23 protein-coding genes are annotated in these 19,046 nt (G+C 58.7%); 3 read left to right on the top strand and 20 right to left on the bottom strand.

The window, feature by feature from the left end:
* Positions 1–197: 197 nt before the first annotated feature.
* From CR155_RS10930 to CR155_RS10890, 9 genes are all read right to left on the bottom strand, one after another.
* Positions 198–1,115 (bottom strand): TrfA, encoded by a 918-nt coding sequence (locus tag CR155_RS10930; protein WP_102070057.1) that lies wholly within the window; start codon positions 1,113–1,115, stop codon positions 198–200.
* Between the two features lie 145 nt (positions 1,116–1,260).
* Positions 1,261–2,280, bottom strand: a complete 1,020-nt coding sequence (gene virB11, locus CR155_RS10925; protein WP_102070056.1) for a P-type DNA transfer ATPase VirB11 — start codon at positions 2,278–2,280, stop codon at positions 1,261–1,263.
* The gene (virB10, locus tag CR155_RS10920; RefSeq protein ID WP_102070055.1) at positions 2,258–3,391 is read right to left on the bottom strand and encodes a type IV secretion system protein VirB10; all 1,134 of its coding nucleotides are present in this window, start codon (positions 3,389–3,391) and stop codon (positions 2,258–2,260) included. Before virB10 ends, virB11 begins: the two co-directional genes overlap by 23 nt.
* A gap of 11 nt (positions 3,392–3,402) precedes the next feature.
* The gene (locus CR155_RS10915; RefSeq protein ID WP_102070054.1) at positions 3,403–4,275 is read right to left on the bottom strand and encodes a TrbG/VirB9 family P-type conjugative transfer protein; all 873 of its coding nucleotides are present in this window, start codon (positions 4,273–4,275) and stop codon (positions 3,403–3,405) included.
* Positions 4,276–4,302: 27 nt separating this feature from the next.
* On the bottom strand, positions 4,303–4,989 hold the full coding sequence (locus CR155_RS10910; RefSeq protein ID WP_102070053.1) for a VirB8 family type IV secretion system protein: 687 nt from the start codon (positions 4,987–4,989) through the stop codon (positions 4,303–4,305).
* Positions 4,990–4,992: 3 nt separating this feature from the next.
* Complete coding sequence (locus CR155_RS10905; RefSeq protein ID WP_102070052.1) at positions 4,993–5,130, bottom strand: conjugal transfer protein; 138 nt, start codon at positions 5,128–5,130, stop codon at positions 4,993–4,995.
* Between the two features lie 88 nt (positions 5,131–5,218).
* On the bottom strand, positions 5,219–6,169 hold the full coding sequence (locus CR155_RS10900; protein WP_102070051.1) for a TrbL/VirB6 family protein: 951 nt from the start codon (positions 6,167–6,169) through the stop codon (positions 5,219–5,221).
* A gap of 11 nt (positions 6,170–6,180) precedes the next feature.
* Positions 6,181–6,885, bottom strand: a complete 705-nt coding sequence (locus CR155_RS10895) for a TrbJ/VirB5 family protein (RefSeq protein WP_102070050.1) — start codon at positions 6,883–6,885, stop codon at positions 6,181–6,183.
* 79 nt (positions 6,886–6,964) lie between these two features.
* Complete coding sequence (locus tag CR155_RS10890) at positions 6,965–7,342, bottom strand: hypothetical protein (RefSeq protein WP_102070049.1); 378 nt, start codon at positions 7,340–7,342, stop codon at positions 6,965–6,967.
* On the opposite strand from CR155_RS10890, the gene CR155_RS10885 reads away from it, so the two are divergent.
* Positions 7,328–7,531, top strand: coding sequence for a hypothetical protein (locus CR155_RS10885; protein ID WP_102070048.1), 204 nt, complete (start codon positions 7,328–7,330; stop codon positions 7,529–7,531). The two genes, CR155_RS10890 and CR155_RS10885, sit on opposite strands and share 15 nt — an antisense overlap.
* Positions 7,532–7,537: 6 nt before the next feature.
* Here the strand turns inward: CR155_RS10885 and CR155_RS10880 are convergent, their stop codons facing one another.
* The 10 genes from CR155_RS10880 to CR155_RS10835 form a co-directional block, all read right to left on the bottom strand.
* Positions 7,538–8,089, bottom strand: a complete 552-nt coding sequence (locus CR155_RS10880; RefSeq protein ID WP_102070047.1) for a hypothetical protein — start codon at positions 8,087–8,089, stop codon at positions 7,538–7,540.
* A gap of 11 nt (positions 8,090–8,100) precedes the next feature.
* Positions 8,101–10,545, bottom strand: coding sequence for a VirB4 family type IV secretion/conjugal transfer ATPase (locus CR155_RS10875; protein ID WP_102070046.1), 2,445 nt, complete (start codon positions 10,543–10,545; stop codon positions 8,101–8,103).
* An 11-nt stretch (positions 10,546–10,556) separates the two neighbouring features.
* Complete coding sequence (locus CR155_RS10870; RefSeq protein ID WP_102070045.1) at positions 10,557–10,877, bottom strand: VirB3 family type IV secretion system protein; 321 nt, start codon at positions 10,875–10,877, stop codon at positions 10,557–10,559.
* 3 nt (positions 10,878–10,880) lie between these two features.
* A complete protein-coding gene (locus tag CR155_RS10865; RefSeq protein WP_102070044.1) occupies positions 10,881–11,201 on the bottom strand; it encodes a TrbC/VirB2 family protein in 321 nt (106 codons plus the stop codon).
* A 90-nt stretch (positions 11,202–11,291) separates the two neighbouring features.
* Entirely contained in the window at positions 11,292–11,957 is a 666-nt protein-coding gene (locus tag CR155_RS10860) for a lytic transglycosylase domain-containing protein (protein WP_102070043.1), read from the bottom strand.
* Between the two features lie 10 nt (positions 11,958–11,967).
* Entirely contained in the window at positions 11,968–12,642 is a 675-nt protein-coding gene (locus tag CR155_RS10855; protein WP_102070042.1) for a TrbM/KikA/MpfK family conjugal transfer protein, read from the bottom strand.
* Between the two features lie 49 nt (positions 12,643–12,691).
* A complete protein-coding gene (locus tag CR155_RS10850; RefSeq protein ID WP_102070041.1) occupies positions 12,692–12,985 on the bottom strand; it encodes a plasmid mobilization protein in 294 nt (97 codons plus the stop codon).
* A gap of 297 nt (positions 12,986–13,282) precedes the next feature.
* Positions 13,283–14,719 carry a sensor histidine kinase gene (locus tag CR155_RS10845; RefSeq protein WP_102070040.1) on the bottom strand — a complete coding sequence of 479 codons (1,437 nt, stop codon included), beginning with the start codon at positions 14,717–14,719 and terminating at the stop codon, positions 13,283–13,285.
* Positions 14,716–15,381, bottom strand: a complete 666-nt coding sequence (locus tag CR155_RS10840; RefSeq protein WP_102070039.1) for a response regulator transcription factor — start codon at positions 15,379–15,381, stop codon at positions 14,716–14,718. The genes CR155_RS10845 and CR155_RS10840 overlap by 4 nt, the downstream gene beginning before the upstream one ends.
* A complete protein-coding gene (locus CR155_RS10835) occupies positions 15,381–15,764 on the bottom strand; it encodes a PepSY domain-containing protein (protein ID WP_233214149.1) in 384 nt (127 codons plus the stop codon). The genes CR155_RS10840 and CR155_RS10835 overlap by 1 nt, the downstream gene beginning before the upstream one ends.
* A 204-nt stretch (positions 15,765–15,968) precedes the next feature.
* Here CR155_RS10835 and CR155_RS10830 point away from each other — a divergent pair, with 204 nt between their 5' ends.
* Both CR155_RS10830 and CR155_RS10825 read left to right on the top strand, forming a co-directional pair.
* Entirely contained in the window at positions 15,969–16,370 is a 402-nt protein-coding gene (locus CR155_RS10830; RefSeq protein WP_102070038.1) for a PepSY domain-containing protein, read from the top strand.
* 126 nt (positions 16,371–16,496) lie between these two features.
* Positions 16,497–17,822, top strand: a complete 1,326-nt coding sequence (locus tag CR155_RS10825) for a ferredoxin reductase family protein (RefSeq protein ID WP_102070037.1) — start codon at positions 16,497–16,499, stop codon at positions 17,820–17,822.
* A 48-nt stretch (positions 17,823–17,870) separates the two neighbouring features.
* On the opposite strand, the gene pqqE is transcribed toward CR155_RS10825, so the two are convergent.
* Positions 17,871–19,037 (bottom strand): pyrroloquinoline quinone biosynthesis protein PqqE, encoded by a 1,167-nt coding sequence (gene pqqE, locus CR155_RS10820; RefSeq protein WP_102070173.1) that lies wholly within the window; start codon positions 19,035–19,037, stop codon positions 17,871–17,873.
* Between the last annotated feature and the right edge of the window lie 9 nt (positions 19,038–19,046).

The raw sequence follows: 19,046 nt of genomic DNA, 5'->3' as shown, positions 1-19,046 counted from the left end.
CCTGTTCATCCGGGTTTCCGGAAATGGTGCGCGATGCTATGACGAGAAAGCGCGATGCTATGACGAAAAGCCGCGATCTTATGACGACGTCGGCGCGATGCTATGACGACAGTAAAACGCACTTATCCACAGCCTGTAAAAGACCCTGGAATCGGCTGCTTTTGGAAGCCGAGCGCGATGTTATGACGATGGAGAATCTAGCGGTCCAGACGTGTCCAGACAGCTTGTTCGTGGCCACGCTTGGCGGTTTCTATGCGTGGTTCTGCGATCACTTTCAGGCCTTCCAACTCCGTCAGACTGCGCTCCAGACTAGTCCGAAAATCACGCATGCGACCGGTGTATTGGGCGCGTTGCTTGAGGATGTCTAGGCTGTATTTCTGCTGGATATCGGCCGATGTGCCGATCAGGCGTTGCAGGCTTTTCGACAGGTCGTGTCGCATTTGCAGGCGCTTGGCCCAGTCCACCAGGGCATATTCCCGATTGCCGAAGATTTGCGCCCAGCGAGGATCGGCGTACAGGGTATAGCTGCCGGTGGGTTCGTGGTAATCAAAGCCGCCAAGCATGGCGAGGACTCGGGCAGAAGGATGTCTGCCGTAGCTGTATTTGACTGTGCCATCCTTTCTGCGGGCCTCAATGCACAGGGTGAAGCGGGCCAGGTCTTTCATGCCTTCATGCAGCCATTCATAGGCGCTGCCACCTGTGGGCCTGCCCATGCCGCGCAGGAAATCCGCTCGGTTGATAACTGGCGCTTCGCCCAACAGGGCCGTGGTCTGCAAGTACATGGCGTGCATCCAGATGTCGGCGTGGTCTTCGCTCAACTGTTTGCCGGAGCCTTTGAGCAGGATGCTGCTGCCTTCCAGAAAAACGGTGTCATCGTGCAGGGCGCGCCAGCCCCGACGAACCGGCGCAAAGATGGCGCTTCGGGCAATGTAGTTGGGGATGGCTCTGGCCGTTTCATTGATACCCGGCAGCATGAATGGGGTCGGTGTTGAGGCCTGCTTTTCTGCAGCGGCGGCCAGGGCCTCGGTAGCCTTTTGCTGAGCCCGTTGCATGGCTGCTGACAGGCGCAGTAGATTAGTGGCCTGGTGAAAGGGCAGGCGTGTGGATGAGGTCATGGGTAAGGCTCCAGACGAACCCATACAAGGCCTGCCCGGAACGTGTGCAGCGCCTCACACGGGTTCAGGGGTAGATGCGACCGGGCACAGCGATCTGGCCGCGAGGATGAATATGGATGCCCGTCAGGGCGTCGTTAGCTGCGGTTCAGCCGTTGACTTGTCGCCTGGGTTCAAACCAGAGTTCTTTCAGCCGAAACCGCTCGAAATGCAGCACGATATCTACGGTCTGACGCAGAAAGGCCTGAATGGTTGGCAGATCGAGGTTGCCGCCCGTGGGCGATTGCTTGATGAGCATCGCGAGGCGGCCAAAGGTATCGGCGGCCCCATTGGCGTGCGTGGTGGTGACTGATCCTGGATGGCCGGTATTCAACGCCGCCAAGTAATCCCAGGTTTCAGGGCCGCGCAGTTCGGCAAGGAATATCCGGTCTGGCGACAAGCGCATGCAGGCGGCCAGGCTTTCGGTTGCCGAAACCCGGCCGCGTGTACCGCCGTACATTAGATGAATACGGTTTCTGTGCCGGGGCAGAATCAATTCATGAACGTCCTCGATGGTGACCAGGCGTTCATTGACGGGCACCCGGTCGATCAGCGATCTCGCAAAGGTGGTTTTGCCGGATCCTGTTGCGCCGGAGATGACCAGATTCTTGCGGGCCTGAATGGCTGCGAGAAGAAATCCGGGAATGTCACCGGCATCCTTCAGAGCCATCAGCTCTTGATCGGTTTTCGAAAGGCCGTCCGACGTATATTGGGCGGCGACGTCGTGGGTGGCCTCAAACGCGCCTTGTGCCTGCAGTTCCTCCAGGGAGAGTGCCACTTGGGCGTGCTTGCGGATATTGATGGCCAGGGTGCCGTCAATGCAGGCCGGAGGCAGCACGATCTGGCCGCGCTCACCGTCCGGTAGGACAACAGATTGAATGGGGCTGCGCGCCATGTGGTTGTACGCAGCCAGTGCGGTGGCCAGGGCTTCCAGGTGAGGGTAGGAAAGTTGGGGGCATTCGTGAAGCTGCCACGCGCCGCGTGTGCGCGTGTAAAGCTCACCCGCTCGCACAATGGCGATTTCAGTAACCTTGGGATCTTCCTGGTGTCTGGACAAAGGCCGCAGAAACGTGCGAACGGCAATGGATCGATCAAAGGGGATCGGTTCAGGGGATGGGTTCAAGCTCATAGACGTGACTGAAGTCCAGATCGCGGGCGACCATGATGCCGATACGTTCGCCCTGGTTCTTGTAAAGAGTGGGGGGAATGTCCAGAGACTTTTCCAATATCTTTGAGACCGCTTCCTGACCACCCTCGGCGGTGTTGTCAAAGCGAATGTTGTTGCTGCCGGATTGCCCCTGATTAGAGGCCCAGTTGCCGAAGTCGCCCACCAGAGAAAGCAGGATGGCGTTGCCAAAGCGCTCCCAGAAATGGTTGTCGATATGGCCGTCTAGTCCAGCTTCGCCCAGCGGGCCTGTGCCGGGTGAACTGATGTTCACGATGACGCCGGTAGGCGTTTCCAGTCGGTTCCATGTCACAAAGGCGCGGGCCTGACCCTGCTGTATGCCCCCGGACTGATAGCCTGTGAATTTGGTGCCGGCATCAATTAGCTTTACCTGTCCGTTGGCGCTCATGACATCGTGTGTAGCCAGGCATGTCAGAAGCCCGGGCTGGGTGCTGACGAGTTTCGTCTGCAGGGTGCAGTCGATCATGGTGCCTTGCGTCAGCAGGAAGTTTCGGTCGCCCAGTTGCCCGGCTACAGACGGGGCCAGCTCCAGCGGGCGCAACTTGTCGGCTAGGGGGCCAGCATCGCTATAAGGGCCTTGGGTGCCGTTTGACTGGCTAGTAGCCGTGCCGCTTCCGTCTGTACCACCTGCCTGTAGCGGGCTGGCCAGCCGACGTTGGGTAAGCTCATTGACCGGAGGCGGTGCTGCGGGCATGGGTGGCGGCACGCTATAACTGGACACCGGCCTTGGCTCGGGAGCCGCAGGCGGCAGTGCCGGGGGTGGCACGGGGCGTTCTACCTTGGGGGCTTTGAGGCGATTGGTAATTCCACTATGATCGGCTTCCAGGCCGCTACCGGTTTTTGCTCCAGGTTCGCGGCTCCAGACCTTCATGAGCACACCGACCGCAACCGCCACAGCGACCAGTATGGTGAGCCAGAGAAAAGCGCGGGCACCGCGGGGTGCGCTGCGCCCGGTTGCTTCCAGGTTTAGCGTTTCCCGCTCAAGGTTGGCGTCTTTATGGCTCACCTCTGGCGAGGCTACTGTTTGCGCCTTGTCTTGTTCTTTTTCCGTCATGGGGAGTTCCTTCATTGCGTGGCTTCGCGTATGCGGAGGGCGGGCGTAGGTGCCGCAGCGGACGCTTTAGGCCTAGCAGTGCCCTTGATGCTGCGTCTGACTACTGGTGATGCCGTTCCGGTATGTGCTGGCACGGGCGTGGTGCCGTAGGCGTCGTTATGGATGGCCAGCACTTGATCGCCCAGGCGTAGATGCCATACGGCAGAAGTGCGATGAAGCACCATGGTGCGTTCATCTGCCATGTGATGATTGGTGATGACTTCCTGGCCGTCTGGCGTGACGCGGTATACGGCCGGGATGTCGGCCTCCGGCGCAAACTGCAGCCAGGTCTGACGGCCATCGTCCCAGGCGTGTACCGGCGCGATGCCTGCATCGCCGCTGCGTGTGTAGGCCTGCCAGTTCATGTCAGCGCTGGCGGCCTGTAAGGATCGTTCAATCGCAGCCTTTTTTGCAGCTTGGGTTCGTTGCCTGGCTTCAACCTCTGGATAGCGGATCACGAGTTTGTACAAGGCGGATGAATTGCGGTTGTCGCTGTACGAGAGCCTGAAGCTGTAATCGCGCCGGTCGGTGACGACGATGAGGTTGGTGTCGGCGTCCTCTGCCGTCGGCTTGAAGAATAGATGATTGTTCTTGTACGTAAACGCATAGGCCTGGCTGTCGCCAAAGACGTGGTAGACGTAGTTTTCTCCGGGCTCCAGCACGATATGGGTGGCCACGCCGATGACGGCATCCAACTGGATGACATTGGACTCGTTGTAATTCACGTAGCGCACGCGGTGGTCGAGCCGCGAGGAACGAGGGGTCTCCAGCGCCAGGGCGCTGGCAGGTACGGCCAAGCAGAGAAACAGCGCCAGCGTCTGCCGACTGGGGAAGTGTTTAAACATAAGAATTCCTTCAGATCCTTGTCGGTGTCAGCGCGACAGGTCGGCAGCGAGGTCGTAACGCATCACCTGAAAGCCCAGCGGATTCAGGCGGGCGACCTCTTCGGTGAGCGGGACGTCGGTGTACTGGTACGCCATGGTGGCAATCAGGTGCTGAACCTTGGTGATGTTGCCCGTGGTGACTTCCCGCTCTGTCTTGGTGAAGCGCACGATGGCAGCCTGGTTGGCACCCAGTGTGATCGAGTGAACTTGCACATCGACTGTGCCCTGAGTGCCGAGGCGCGTCGTGACGGCTTCCTGCCCTTCGAATCGTGTCCCGTATTGCGTCTGGATGGGTGCGGAAGACAACAATGCGCAAGTGTCGAATTGCTCCTGAATCGTTTGCCAGCTGTAGCCTTCGCAGTTCAGCACGTAAGTGTTCAGAAAATATTTGGCGATGCGCTGGCCGTAGTCTTCAAGCGGCTGGCCGAGACTGCTGACATGCTCGATGGTGCCGGTGGCGCTATCCACGCGGACCACATACATTTCGGGCGGCTGCTTCAGGGGGGTGAGGCCCGCTACAGCGGCGACGGAAGCTAAGGCGATGAGACCAGCGCCGATGGCCACCTGCCAGGCGCGTTTGCGGCTGCTGACGAGCTCGCTGAGATGATCACGCTCCAGGCCGCGCGACTGCTCCAGGTAGGCGGCAACGTCTTCGGATTTGAGGGGTGCGGACACGAGTCAGACTCCTTTGGAAAGAGGCGGCGTGGCATTGACTGGCACGCGGGGAGTGTCGGCGGGTTGCGGCGGCTGAGGCGCATGAAAGGCGCAGCCAGCCAGCAGCCCGGCCAGCGCCAAGGCGGCAAAGAGGTTATTCATGGAAGGACTCCTCTTCTGCCGGAGTGGCAGAGGGATTGGGGATGGAAAGCAGTTCGATTGGCCCTGCATGGGCCGACAGGCAGATTGCCTATTTGGCGCGCGGACGCATCATGCTGCGCAGTCGCATGATGGAAAACACCCCTCTGGCAGCGGTACCCACACCGAGCTGCGCGCCGAAGCCATTGGATAGCCCGGCTGCGAGGCCTGGGATCATGACCATGATTACAAGGCTTGCTGCGCCAACCAGCACTTGGGCTCCGAACAGCGAGAGAACGTCAGAAACACCCGTTTCTATCTGATCGGCGATCATGCGGATCAGCTGAATATTGAGTTGCAGGATGAGGCCAAAGACAAGGCCCGCGAGCAGGGCCAAGAATATGAAGTTCAGTGCCTGAGACACCCAACTGTTGAAAAGCTGCTTGGTTGGTTCAAACAACGTGGCGGCAATGAAGATTGGGCCTGCGGCCACGACTAGGGCCATTCCTACTTTGCAGACCACGACAATCACCATGATGATGCTGCCTACCACGGCGGCATTAATGCGCAACAGTGTCGCCAGGATGCTGACCAGGACTTCCTTCGTTGAAGGCATGAAGTTGTACCAGGGACGGTCACTCGCACCGAGCATGGCATTGGAGGCTTCACTGGTTTCATTCTGCAGTCTGTCTACTTCCAAGGCCACGTTACCTGTGCCGAGTGCCAGCTGTGTAACATCATCCGGTAGTGCAATCATGGCCTTGGCGATGCCGGCCTGATACAGACCACCAGCTCCAAAAATCATCGAAATGATGACCACGAGAATTGCTTTGCGAAAGAACTCTGTGACCGTCATATTGCTCTGTCCGTGCATAAGGGCAAATGCGTACACGACAAACTGGAGTGTGAGTCCCACCACAATAACTGGCATGAGTGCTTCGAACAGCGCCTGCATGGGGCCGTTGACGGCATCGCTCAGGATGCTTTCAGTTTGAGTTGTCACCCATTGTGCGATGTCGCTAGGGGCTGACGGAGGTGCGACGGGAGGATTGAGACTGGCCATAATGTTCAGGCCTACTCTGTGGCGTCGGTGGCGTCACCCGATCCTGATCTGTTTCCAAACCAGCCGCCATATACCCGTTCTGCTCTTGCCTGCAGCAGGTGACGCTCTGCTTCCAGTTGCTGGGAAGCCAGTTGCATACGCGTCTGCTCTGCGGTGATATTAGCCTGCTCAATCTGTATACGAGCTTGTAATTCGGCGATTTCCTTGGGGTTGGTGGTCTGGTTGATTTTGTCTTGTAGGGTATCCACATTGGCCAGACGCCGGGTCATGGAGTCATAAGCACGTTCGCTCATCGCCTTCGCGGTGGCTTCAATGTTCAGTGCGCGTTTTGAGAGCTGTTGGCGATCTTCTCCGAAGTCCACCGGTGCCATGACATCATCAGTAATACGGGAGACATCACCGTTCAGGCCTGAACTGCCGGAACGATCCAGCAGATCTTGGGCGCTGGATGGCAGCGCAGCCCGTAGTTGGTTGCGGATATCGGGATCGCCAGCGAGATTACCGTAACCGCTCGACTGGGTGAAAGCCGCCAGTTGGCTTTTTGCCGTTTGTAGTTGTTCGGTGAGGTTCTGCAACTGGTCTCGGGCAGTCAGTAGTTGTTCCTGCAATTGGGCGATGGTGGCTGCATCGACCGTGGGAATACCACTGGCGTGGGCTGGACTCAGGAAGGCGACGGACAAGGTGATGCCCGCCGCAAGGAATTTGCAGCGTATCATGAGGACTCCAGGGGAAAAATGATGACGGCCAACGGGGTCGCCGCTTTTGATGTCGTGCTCGGAGAAGAGCAGTAAACGTCTACTTTTTGGAAACGGCGGCCTGGTATTCGGCTTCTGTGATGCGCCGAGCCTTCAGGCTGTCGGAAACAATCTCATCACCTGCTTCTTTGTAGGCGACCTGAGCCGCGTCGGCCACCACGAGTATATTCTCTGAGCCCTTGATCGTCGCGGGTACAGTATTGGACTGGTAGCCAACTTTGCCCAAATTATTCCAGGCGGTTTCTGTGAACAGAAAGCTTTCGCCATTGCGTTCGATATGAACCAGATTTGGGGGATAACGACCATTGTCCGAGAACCAGTACCCAATGAATTTTTCGCCCGAAGGTTCGGTCTTGCAGCCCGCGAGAATTACTAGGGCGCTGATACTAGCGGCAGTGATGAAATGTCGTCGATTCATTGGGTTTCCTATGGTGAACGGTTGTTTGGGGTGGGCCTGGCTGCATTTGAAAGCTGCCCAGGCGTCGGTCACGCTGCAGACGTGCCCGGCCTTTGTAAGCCAGTCGAGCCCTTGTTCATGTTTCAGGATGTACCGGCAAATCACGTGCTTGGCGTCATTGGGGGCAAGGAAGGACGCGTTGCAGGCTGAATGGGTTTATGGGCATAGGTCTGGCCCTTCTGGTTCGTGCCCCTGTTCCTGCCGTTGCAGAGCTTGATCGAAGCGCACGCCGATCAAGTCAGCCACCCTTTGATAATCGGTAGGGCCAGGTGGGTGGCCATTCACTTCGTGGATGTGCAGGCTGTAATATTTCTGTACACCTTGCTCAAAATAAGCACGATCTTCGGGCGGATACGTGGAGCGGAACCAGATGTCCGCGGTCATGCTGGGATCGGTGCACGAGGATCCAGAAATTCCGTAATCCCGGCCATGGCGCAACAGATCATCGGCATCGACGATGACGCGGTCGAGTTCGATATCGTGGGTACTGGCTCCACCTGCTTCCAGGCCTTGAAGAGTCCAGCGTTCACAATGGATGGAAATGACAAACGCATCATCTGGGGTGCCGGTGTCCGGGCCAGCAAGGCCCAGGCGGGTATAGAAGTCATGATCCTTCAATGTCTGCAGATCGTCACGGGCCTGTGCCTGGCGCTGGTGGTGCTCAAGCGCTGCCCGCTGCTTTTCCTGGTCATGAGTGTCTTGTTTCATAGGCTACCTTTCTATGGGATGGTAGTTATCTGACGGTTTCGTCTGACGGCGTCCAGGTACACAGGTAGCCAAGCGACCGGGTCATGCCCGGCCTGTGCTACGGCCTGTTCGGCTATCTCAGCCATGTCGGGACTACCGGAGAACACCAGCAGTTCGTCTTCGCAGCCGGACAAGTCCAGTTGGGCGACCGTGACGCTTGAACCTTGCTTGACGAGGAACTTGCGGCTGGCCTCGCCCAAAGACTTCAACAGCTCGAATTCAGTGGGCGACAGACCGAAGCCCTCGATGTAGTCGCGGGCCTTGGCCCTGGGATTAGGCAGCAGAATCAAAGTGGCCGTCTGCTGTACCAAAGAGGGGCCGACTGGATTTTCCGTGATGGCGCCCGGCTCCTGGGTGGCGAAGGCCAGCACTCCGTTTTTCTTGCGAATGGTGCGGCTGGCATCTTGCATGTCTTCCTGAAAGTGTTTGTCCTTCAGAGGGTGCTGGCATTCGTCGTACAGGTTGATAATGCGTCGGCCATCGTGCAGCGCATCAATGCGGTGCTTCAGATACATTGTTGCTGCGCCCCGTACCGCGTCATCGTCCAGCAGTTCGGTCAGATCAAATCCGAAGATGGCGGGCTTGCCCGTGTCGCTGGCTAGGCTCAGGTCATCTGCTGGGTTATCGAACACCCAGCCGTACTCCCCGCCTTGGCACCACGGCGCCAGGCGAGCATGGACAGTGCTTGTAGTCTCATCCTCACTAAATGGGTTGGGCAGCAGCGTATTCAGAGTCGATAGGGTGCGGGCCTCCCGGTCGATCAGGGTGGTCAGCTGCTGCACGGCTTGCGTGATCTCGGCCTGTTGACGTGTGGTGACTGCTTCGCCTCGGCGCTCGGCCAGGAATACGACCAGGCGCACCATGAAGGCGACGTTTCCTTTGGTGGGCTTCATCTGGAACGGATTCCAGCCTGTTGCTTCCCCAAGGCGGATGTTGAAGTAGCGGCCCCCGAGTGCCATGACGAGCACTTGCATGCCCTGATCCTTGTCCCAGACAACACAGGTTGCACCAAATTTCTGCGCCTGGGTAAGTAACATGCCCTGCAATACGGTCTTACCCGTGCCTGTCATCCCAATAATCATGGTATTGCCCGGACGACGTTTCCCGGTTTCATCCAAGTCCTCGGTAGAGGCATGGAAGTTGAAGAAAAACGGGCTGCCTGTCTGGGTTTTGAGCAGGGTGACCGCTGGCCCCCAGGGGTTGCCGACCGGTTTGCCGGTCAGTTGGTTATGCAGGCTGGAGAAGCACAGGAAGTTTAGCGATGTGATGGGCACCGGGCGTGGCCGCCAGTGCCAGTTACCGGGCAGTTGCGCCCAGAACCCGGCTTCCAGCGCCCGATCCAGTGGCCGGAAGCCGATCGCATCTTCGGCCAGTGCCGTGGCGGTCTGGGCCAATGCCTGGCGCACCGCTTCCGCAGTGTCGCCATAAATCAGCATCGTGGCGTGATGGTCGCCCAGACCCAGGCGAGCTGATGTCAGGTCGTCCATGGCCTCAGTCAGTTGGATGACCTGGCTGGTCGAATCGTCGCCGGAATCCACCAACAGCTTGTGATGCATCTTGACCAACTTCTTTGCTGCGGCTCCAGTATGGCTGCCCCACGACTGGGTGAGTACGAATTCATGTGGCAGGCCCAGCAGCCGATCCATGTGTCCGGCTTTTGTCGCTTCAGGGTAGTCGCGTAGCTCCATCATGCCGAAGATGCGGGAGCTGGCGACGGTACGCAGTTCGCCCAATTCCCCATGACGGCCAAAGATCGGCCTGGCGTAGGGTAGGGTGTCTCGTAAGCGTTCCCGACTGATTGGTACGGGCCGGTGCGTACCGGAAAGCAGGAATCCCAGGAACTCGGCGGCTTCGCTAAAAGCAAAGCCTTTACGATCAACGATTCCCAAGGTTTGCGGATCGTAGCGGTAAAGGCCCGCGCTCAAGGCACGTATGATGCCGTTCAGGCGATCGATGGATTCGGCCTGCCAGTGCGCAATGCGTTGCGCGTCGGCTTTTTCCAGGCTGGCGAATGTGCCCAGTATCGGATCCTGTACCGGATGAATAAGCACTGTTAGGTATAGATCGTTGATCATTAGGCCCGAGGCATCGAATGTGGCACGGTAGGCGGCATCGAACCGGGAGGCAAAAGGCTGGTTGAACGTGCTGTCGGGGTATTCCGTGACGCGGCGGCGCACGATGTGGGAGTACAGGCCAAGCGATCCCATGGGCAGGCCGCGTAGCACGTTATGCAGGGCTTCGATCCAGTCTTTAAGTTCATCTGGTGCATAGGCGTCCGGAGCGCGGCCCGTAACTTTAATGACAGCCAGGTATTCATGGTTGTCGCAGGAAATGATCTGGTCGGTGACATGGTGGGAATAGGGCAGGTAGCGCGAGACGCGCCGTTCGTCCACGGCCAGGGTGGTAGCAGCAGTCATGGAAACATCCTTTACTTGATGAGCGCGCGCCAGGGCCGACGCCGGTGATAGCCTTGCAGGGCGTAGCTTGAGCCGCGCCAGAAGCGTTGATTGCGGTTGCGCCGTCGCGTTTTCAGTTCGAGCCAGAGCACATCCAGGGCCTTATCGTCATCGCGGGTGAGAATGGCAAGCGTGGGTATGACTACGAAGAGCAAGCCCCACCAAGCCAGGCCTGCTGTCATGGCGATCATGGCCACGCAGGTAAAGGCGCCAAGTAACAGCTTGGTTGGAATGCCCATGAATGTGGCCTTGCGGCCCAGTCCCTTGAAGACTGGATAAGTGTTGGCAGCCATGGCTTACTTCCAAAGCAGTACAACCAGTTCGGCAGCGGAACCTGCCAGAAGCACGCCGATCCCCCAACGGATGGCATCGTCTTTGCGCATGACCTCTGCGGAATACAGTACAAAAATGATGATGCCGATGATGATGGCAGCAATGGGCAGGATGACGTCCAGATTGTCTCTGAGCGTCTGTAATGTGGTTTGCGCTCGGGAAAGCCCGCCGATGGATTGGGCAAATGCAGCCTGATGGATGCCGAACAGCAGTGCGGCTGTAGTCAGTTTGTTGGTGATGTGCATGAAAGGCGTAGCGTTTTGGATGTGTTTCAGTAGAGACATGCAAAGACTCCTGCCCCTAGGCACCAAGTGGCGCAGGGGTGGTGGTTGATAAGAAAAGGAATAATCGTGGCCGGGCCGGCCAGGGGTGCGTCAGGCGTCTGCGTCCGGGTTGATCTCTGGTTCGCCGTCACGCGCTTGTGAAAAGCCGTCGGTCGCCGGGTTGGCGCTGAAGCCGTCCGGTGTACCTTCAGGTTGTGCAGGTGGTTCTTGATCAGTTTTTTGCGCCGACTCTGCCGGCGTGGCCTTTGTCGTGGGCGCAGTCGTTTCATTTTTCAGGGGTGCCAACGCAGGAACCTTGATCTTGGCTTGGGCCAGCACTTTGCCTACGTAGCCGTTGGCGAAGCCGCGCTTGAAATTGCCGGTGTTGTAGCAGGACAGTGCGGCACGTAAGGCATGCTGCGGATCCGTCTTTCGGGGCAACGCTCTGGCATAGCACTCTGCTAGTACTGTCTGAGCGGCCGCCAGATTGCGGCAGGGATCAAAGACGGTCGTGCTATCCAGGTTCAACCAAGCCCAGTTCCGAACATTGATCTGTCCCAGTCCGGCATCGAAGTCGATGCTCTGGTCAATGAGGCGGTCAGCGGCTGCGGTCGCTTCGGCCAAGGATCGAGGTTGCTGGCGCAGGTGCTGGCCCTTGCGGTTTACGCCGATGGCAAACTGACGGGCTCGGGACTCATGGCGGATCAGTGCATTCAGCGTGACCGGGTGGACGTTGGGTGCGCAGCTCAGGGCCAGGGCTGCAAGTTCTGCGATCATGGCTGGCTCCTCAGCTTCCGCCCCGGTGCCTGGGGTCCCTCAGGGAAAAACTCCAGCCTTTAGCCCATAGCCCACTATGCTCGGCATTCCATTTGGCCTGCGCCGCCTCGTACTCTTCGGTTTTGACCCAGTGCCCGCCCATGGTTGGTCTGCCGACGTAGCGTACGGACAGCTCATAAGTCCAGGCATGATCGTTGTACGCGACACAATAGGTGGGCAGTTGGTCGAGGGTGACAGTAGGTAGCGGATGGACCTCGTAGACGGTCTGCACGCTGTCGTCGCCGTAATCGCGCTTGCGCCATTTGTACGCAGTATCGGCATAGGTTTGGTTCAAAAACTCGGCATCACATTTCCCGGCTCCGCGCGAAATGGCGTCGATGCGATATGACATGCCTGGGTCGTCGGACGCGGGGCACTGGGATAGAAAGGAACGTCTCGCTGAGACGGTTGCCGACCAGTCCAGGCCGTGCTTGTTGTATTTCCTGATGTCGAAGTAGTGGTCCAGGGATGGACTGCATTCGCCAGGCCGCAAGCTGGAAGACAGGCATAGCGTTGCTTCGCAGGCCAGGCGGGGGATGCCGGTTAGGACGTTGCTTCCAGAAGTGGTTGTCTGCTGGGCATGTGCAGGCAAAGTCGTCACGCAGGCGAAAACCAGCGCGACCACCCAGGGGGTGTGCGATTTCATGAATACTCCGTGGAGAGAGAAGTGGGTGGCCGTGAGAAGGCCAAGGAAATCAGATCTGACGTTGCAGACTGTGATGGGCGATAGCGATCTGCTCGGGTTTGGCGATAGCGCGAACCAAGTGGACCGTTTCAATCGCCGCCTTACGGGTGTCTCGTAGATTGGTCAGTTCCGCCACGATTTGTCGTAACAGCGAAAGTTCTTCCTGCAGCGTGTCGTCTGCACTTAGCCGACGCCTTATATAGTTAGAGAGGGACAGCCCGGAAAGGGCGGCCGCCTCGCCCAAGCGGGCAGCATGTGATGAGGTCACTCGGATGCGGATGACCTCGGAGAGAGGTTCGTTCATGGTATTTACCAGTAGGTTGGGTGGTTCAGTGACCTTGTGTTAGCGCTGTTCGCAGGCGACAATACATCAGGCTGGTTTGTGCAAGCCTGACATTTTGGGTATGCGTTTGGGTATTTTCACGACTGTCAGTCTTTGAAAGCCGCATAAACATTGACTGTTCGAGTCTCGCCGTCGCACCAATAATTTTAGAATACAGTTCAAAGTAAACGCTAAACCCATGATTCTTACAGGAACATGGGTTTTTTGTCGTCCGTCGATCGAGCGCTTTCTTGCCGGAGCCCGCTACCTGAGATGCGCTCAAACCTTAGGATTGCATGCGGATCTTTGTGGCAGCGTAGGTAAAAGGGATTCGCCGGGCAGATACAGATTAATGCCCAGGCCGCCGAGGGACGAGGCGCATGCCTGTACGGACCCGCCGTAGGCCGTGGCAAGATCTCTTACGATGGCCAAGCCCAGTCCTGATCCGGGCATGCGTTCGTCCATGCGAACCCCTCGCTGGAAGATCGTTTCCCGCTGTGCTTCAGGCAGGCCGGGCCCGTCGTCCTCGACGTGGAATACGATCATGCCCGGTGTGTCCCCGTCGTGGACAGCAACGGACACCTGCACATTCCTGTCGGCCCACTTGCACGCGTTTTCCATGAGGTTGCCCAGCATTTCCTGGAGATCCTGTTGCTCCCCCTTGAAGATGAAGCTGTCCGCAACCGCATCCGTGTTCAGTTGCACGCCTTTGTCCGAATAAAGCTTGATCAGCACCCGGGCCAGTCCCCGGATGACGGGTTGGACCTCACTGCGCATGCCCGGTGTTCGTACAGCGGCCGCCGCGCGAGCTCGCGCCAAGTGGTGCTCGACCTGCCGCGTGGCCAAGTCGACCTGTTCGGCGACGAGGTGACCGAAGGGCGTCTGTTCCCGCGCCGCGGCGTTGGCCAGAATGGATAAGGGGGTTTTGATCGCATGGGCCAGGTTGCCTGCCTGGGTCCGCGCGTGTTGCACGATCTCACCGTTTCTGTGCAATACGGCGTTGAACTCGTCAACCAGCGGCTGGACTTCGTTGGGGAAGCGGCCTTCAATGCGGCTTGCGGGTCCGCTACGTACGTCCGCCAACCGTTGCCGCAGCAAAGCCAGGGGCCTAAGCCCGACGACAACCTGCACGATGGCAACCGTCGTCAGCCCCAGCGCCAGCAAGCCTAGAAAGCCGACCAACAGCATGCGGAACTCGGCCAAAGGCTCGTCGAGGATGTGCCTATCGGCGGCGATGATCAGGCGATAGGCAGCGGTGCCTTCCGGTGGCGTGACCACACGCAACAGGGCAAGCATGCTGCCATTACGCGGACCGGGAAGTGGTACAAGCCCGGCGTATGTTGTCTCAGGCGTTGCTGGTGGCAGACGCAGGGTCTGGTCCCACAGGGACCTCGAATGATAGAGGGCTTCGGACGGTGGGCCCTCCGGGGGCAACCGGTCGATCTGCCAGTACAGCCCCGAATACGGTTGTTGCAGCCTCGTATCGGACAATTCGAAGGCTAGGCTCGCCTGACCTTGCTCGTCGACAGATAGGGCTGCAACAAGCTGATTCATGTGCACGGATAGCTCCGATGCCAGTTGCCGTGCCATGTGCTGTCCGAAAAGGTCGGAAAGGGCCCAGCCAGCCACGAGAATCGATACCAGTATCCATGTCAGGGTGCCGGCCAGCAGTCGGCCCCGCAGAGAGTGATGCAGTTCGCCCAGCACGCGTTTCATACGTCGGTTCCACGCATCCGATAGCCCAGGCCGCGCACGGTCTCGATCGCCCCTTTCGGCAATTTCTTGCGCAACCGGCCGATGAAGACGTCTATGGTGTTGGAGTCGCGCTCAAAGTCCTGCGCATAGATGTGCTCGACGAGTTCACTGCGCGACACTACGTCGCCGGCACGCTGCATGAGTATCGCCAGGACGCGGTATTCATGGCCCGTCAGGTTGAGCGCCTGGCCATCGACAGTGGCGCGCGCCTGGCGCGTATCGAGCACGATATTGCCGCTAGCCCAGTGGGCGCTGGCATGCTTGCCGTTGCGCCGGATGAGGGCGCGCAGTCGGGCCAGCAGTTCTTCCATGTGGAACGGCTTGGTGAGGTAGTCATCCGCCCCCGCGTCCATGCCATTGACTTTCTCGTGCCAGTTATCGCGTGCGGTGAGTATGAGCACGGGCATGACGCGCGCCGCGTCACGCCATTTGCGCAGCACGGTGATGCCGTCCATGATCGGCAACCCGAGATCAAGGACGACGGCGTCGTAGGTTTCTATTTCGCCCTTGTAATGCGCCTCGGCGCCATCCGCAGCGCTATCCACGACATAGCCAGCATCGGCCAGTGCGCGGCTAAGCTGCCCGGAAAGCGCGGGGTCGTCCTCTACCACCAGGATACGCATCAGTCATTGCTCCTTCGTTCGATGCCGCGCCCCTTGATTTTGATGATCGTGCCGGTCGCGGCGTCGACCTTCATCTTCACAATGGTGCCGCCAGGCTGGAGGAGCTTGATTTCATACACGTAGAGACCATCATCATGTTCGAATTCTATCTCGACCGGCTCACCGGGATATTCACGTCCGACCAGATCGAGCACCTGTCGCAGCGACAGTACCTCGCCTGATATCAGCGCCTGCCGCGCCCGATCGTGATCCAGATGTTCGTGCGCATGGGCCGTCCCGGGAATACCCGCCAACGACACCAGCATGACAGCCGCCAGCACGAGCTGGAGGGAGGCGCGTCGCCGCGAGGGTAGTGCGCGTATGCAATTGGGTGTCATTTTCATGGCTTGATTCCTGGTCCGACCTTTGCAGAGTGTCGTGTGCACCCCGTCTTCCGCCTTTCTTTTACCGTTATGAGCATGAACGGAACATGAACGGCGGCTTCATGGGGGATTCATGCATCGAGCAGCAGAATGGCGGCAAGCGTTACCGGCACAGCCCCAAATCCAGGGGCGCGGCCGTTTCTCACAACCAAGAAGGAGTATGTCATGTCCAACCGCTACACGAAAGCCGCAATTGTTCTCGCACTGAGCGCCGCCACAGCCACGGCCGGCCTTGCCTATGGGCAGTCGCAAGGTCCCATCAGTCAAGCCGGGGGGGCGGTTGTTGCCCCTGCTGGCCAGCCCAATACGTCCGGCCAGCAGGACACATGGCTCAACCTGGGGCAAATTTATGACAGGCTGGAAGCCGCCGGCTATACCGACGTGCGCGAAATCGAGCGCGAGAATGATGGTTATGAGGCCAAGGCGCGGGACAGTAAAGGGCGTACGGTCAAGCTTTACATTGAACCGCTGGAAGGCAGGATTGTTGGCGAAAAGCTGCGCGATCGGAAACGGGAAAGCGACCCGGATCAGCGGGGTGATCGTGAAAGAGCAGGCGAACTTCGTTGAGCTTGGATCTGAACCCTGTCCATAAGGTCCTGGACGTCTAACACGGGGATCGTCTCCGGAATCCGAAGGCACCCCGCGGGTTTGAATTGGTGCCGCCCGGCAAGACTGCGGCGGCAGGAGTTTTTCATGAAAACCAGAACTTTGCTTGTCGGATTTCTCGGCATTCTGACGGCTGCCTGGGCCTGGGATGCGCTCTACGTTAACCCGATGTATGGGGATTGGCCCTGGTTGCTGCGGCAGCACGGTCTTTACCTCACTGGCATCTGGTCCATCAGCCTGATGTCCCTGGTCATGGTGCTGGCCACGCGCCCCGCTTGGCTCGAGGGCCCGCTCGGGGGCATGGATAAAATTTATCATCTGCACAAGTGGGGCGGCATTCTTTCAATTCTGTTTGCTGCTGCCCATTGGCTGATAGAGATGGCCGGCGACTTGCTGCGCGACCTGATCGGCAAGTCAGGCCGTCCGGCAAAAGAGGCCGTCTTCTATCTCTTCCAGCCCTTGCGCTCCGAAGCCAAGGACGTGGGCGAAATCGCAATATATCTGCTTCTTGGCCTGCTCGTACTCGCCTTGTGGAGGCGTTTTCCCTATCGCCCCTGGCGCTTGCTGCACAAGGCCATGCCTGTGCTCTATCTGATGCTTGTGATGCATGTGGTGGCGCTGATGCCTCTTGCGTATTGGTCCGGCCAGACCGGCTTGCTGCAAGCTGTATTGCTGGCGGGAGGAACGGTGGCTGCAGCGATTGCACTGGCCCAGCGCATCGGTCGTCATCACCAGCATGCGGGCCGTATTGACTCCTTCAATCAGCATGGCGACGTGTTGGAAGTTGTTTGTGATCCCGGGACTGGCTGGACCGTCCATCGCCCCGGCCAGTTCGCGTTTGTGAGATTCGATCGTCTTGAGGGCGCTCATCCCTTCACGATCGCCAGCGCCCCAAAACGGGATTCACGCCTTATTACCTTCCAGATCAAGGCGCTGGGCGACTATACCCGCAAGCTGTCCGGCCGCCTTTATGCGGGCCAGCCCGTGATGCTGGAAGGCCCATACGGCCGGCTGGACTGGCGTCGTGGCCGCAAGGACGCCGCCCAGGTGTGGGTTGCCGGCGGTATCGGGGTGACGCCGTTCCTGGCATGGCTGGAAAGCATGCAGGACACTCCTTCGGCAGTCCCCGTGCAGATGCACTACTGCGTGCGTGACGCGAAGACCGACCCCTTCGTGAAACATATCCGCAACTTGTGCGCCACCTTGCCCAACGTGAGCCTGCACCTGCATGATGCGAGCCATTCTGAACGTCTGGGCGCCAGTAGGCTGTTAGCCGCCGGCTCGCCGCGTAATGGCAAGATGGACGTCTGGTTCTGCGGTCCGGCCGGCTTTGCGCGGAGTCTGGATGAAAGCCTGCGACGGCTGCTCGGTCGAGGCCTGCGGATGCATCGGGAAGCGTTCGAGATGCGTTGACCGGGCCGACCCAGCCGGTCCGCGCAACGCCGCAACACTATGGAAAAGCTATTCCGGGTCGAATTGGCCAGTTGCGGCGAGGCCGCTTAACGCTCTTGAGTTCGCGTCGGTGCGAAAGACGATGGGTTTGTCGGATGAGGTGACTGTCGGCTTGCTTTGCGCCGCCGCGACGATGTCCTGCAAGGTTTGATGGAATGGCGATTTATCGCAGACCGGGTCAGCGTTACTGGCATCGCCAGTCAATGCCAGGGCCTGGCAGCGGCAACCACCGAAATCTTTGTCCTTCTCCGGGCACGACCTGCAAGGTTCTTTCATCCAGCCGTCGCCACGGTATTTGTTGAAAGCGTCGCTGTCGTACCAGATATGCTGCAGGCTATGTTCAGTCACGTTGGGGAATTCGATGCCGGGCAGCGTCTTGGCCGCATGGCAAGGCAGTGCGGAACCGTCAGGCGCAATCCCCAGAAATACCGAGGCCCATCCGTTCATGCACGCCTTGGGCCGCGTTTCGAAATAGTCCGGTACGACGAAGAATATACGCATCTTGTGTCCGAATTTTTCGCGGTAGTCGTTCACAACGGCTTCTGCTCGCACGAGCTGTTCGCGATCGGGAAGAAGCTGGGCGCGGTTGACAAGTCCCCAGCCATAATACTGGGTGTTGGCCAGTTCCAGGTATTCCACACCCATGTCGTCGGCCATCTGGATGATGCGGCCGACGTGGTCCAGATTATGGCGATGCAGCACGACGTTCAGGACCATGGGGTAGTCATACTGTTTGATCAGTTTGGCTACGCGCATTTTCAAGTCGAACGTCTTGGTGCTGGACAGGAAATCGTTCATTTCTTTGGTGGAGTCCTGGAACGATAGCTGTATGTGATCCAGCCCTGCTTCCTTCATGCGCGCAATGCGCGGTTCGGTAAGGCCCACACCCGAGGTGATTAGATTGGTGTAATAGCCTAGCCGGCTTCCTTCTTCGACAAGTTCTTCGAGATCAGGGCGTTGCAAGGGTTCACCGCCAGAAAAGCCCAGTTGCGCAGCGCCCAGCTTGCGCGCCTGCTGCATTACGTCGACCCATTGGGCCGTGGTCAGTTCGTGCGAGTTTTGTGCATAGTTCAGCGGGTTATAGCAAAACACGCAGTGCAGAGGACATTTGTAAGTCAGTTCAGCCAAGAGCCAAAGCGGGGGTGTGATCGACTGTGGGGCGTAATTGGCATTCATCTTGGCACC

The sequence above is a fragment of the Pollutimonas nitritireducens genome (assembly GCF_002849615.1).
Classification (GTDB): domain Bacteria; phylum Pseudomonadota; class Gammaproteobacteria; order Burkholderiales; family Burkholderiaceae_B; genus Pollutimonas; species Pollutimonas nitritireducens.
Note: the sequence above shows the minus strand (reverse complement) of the source record. Positions and strands in the feature narration are given on the sequence as shown.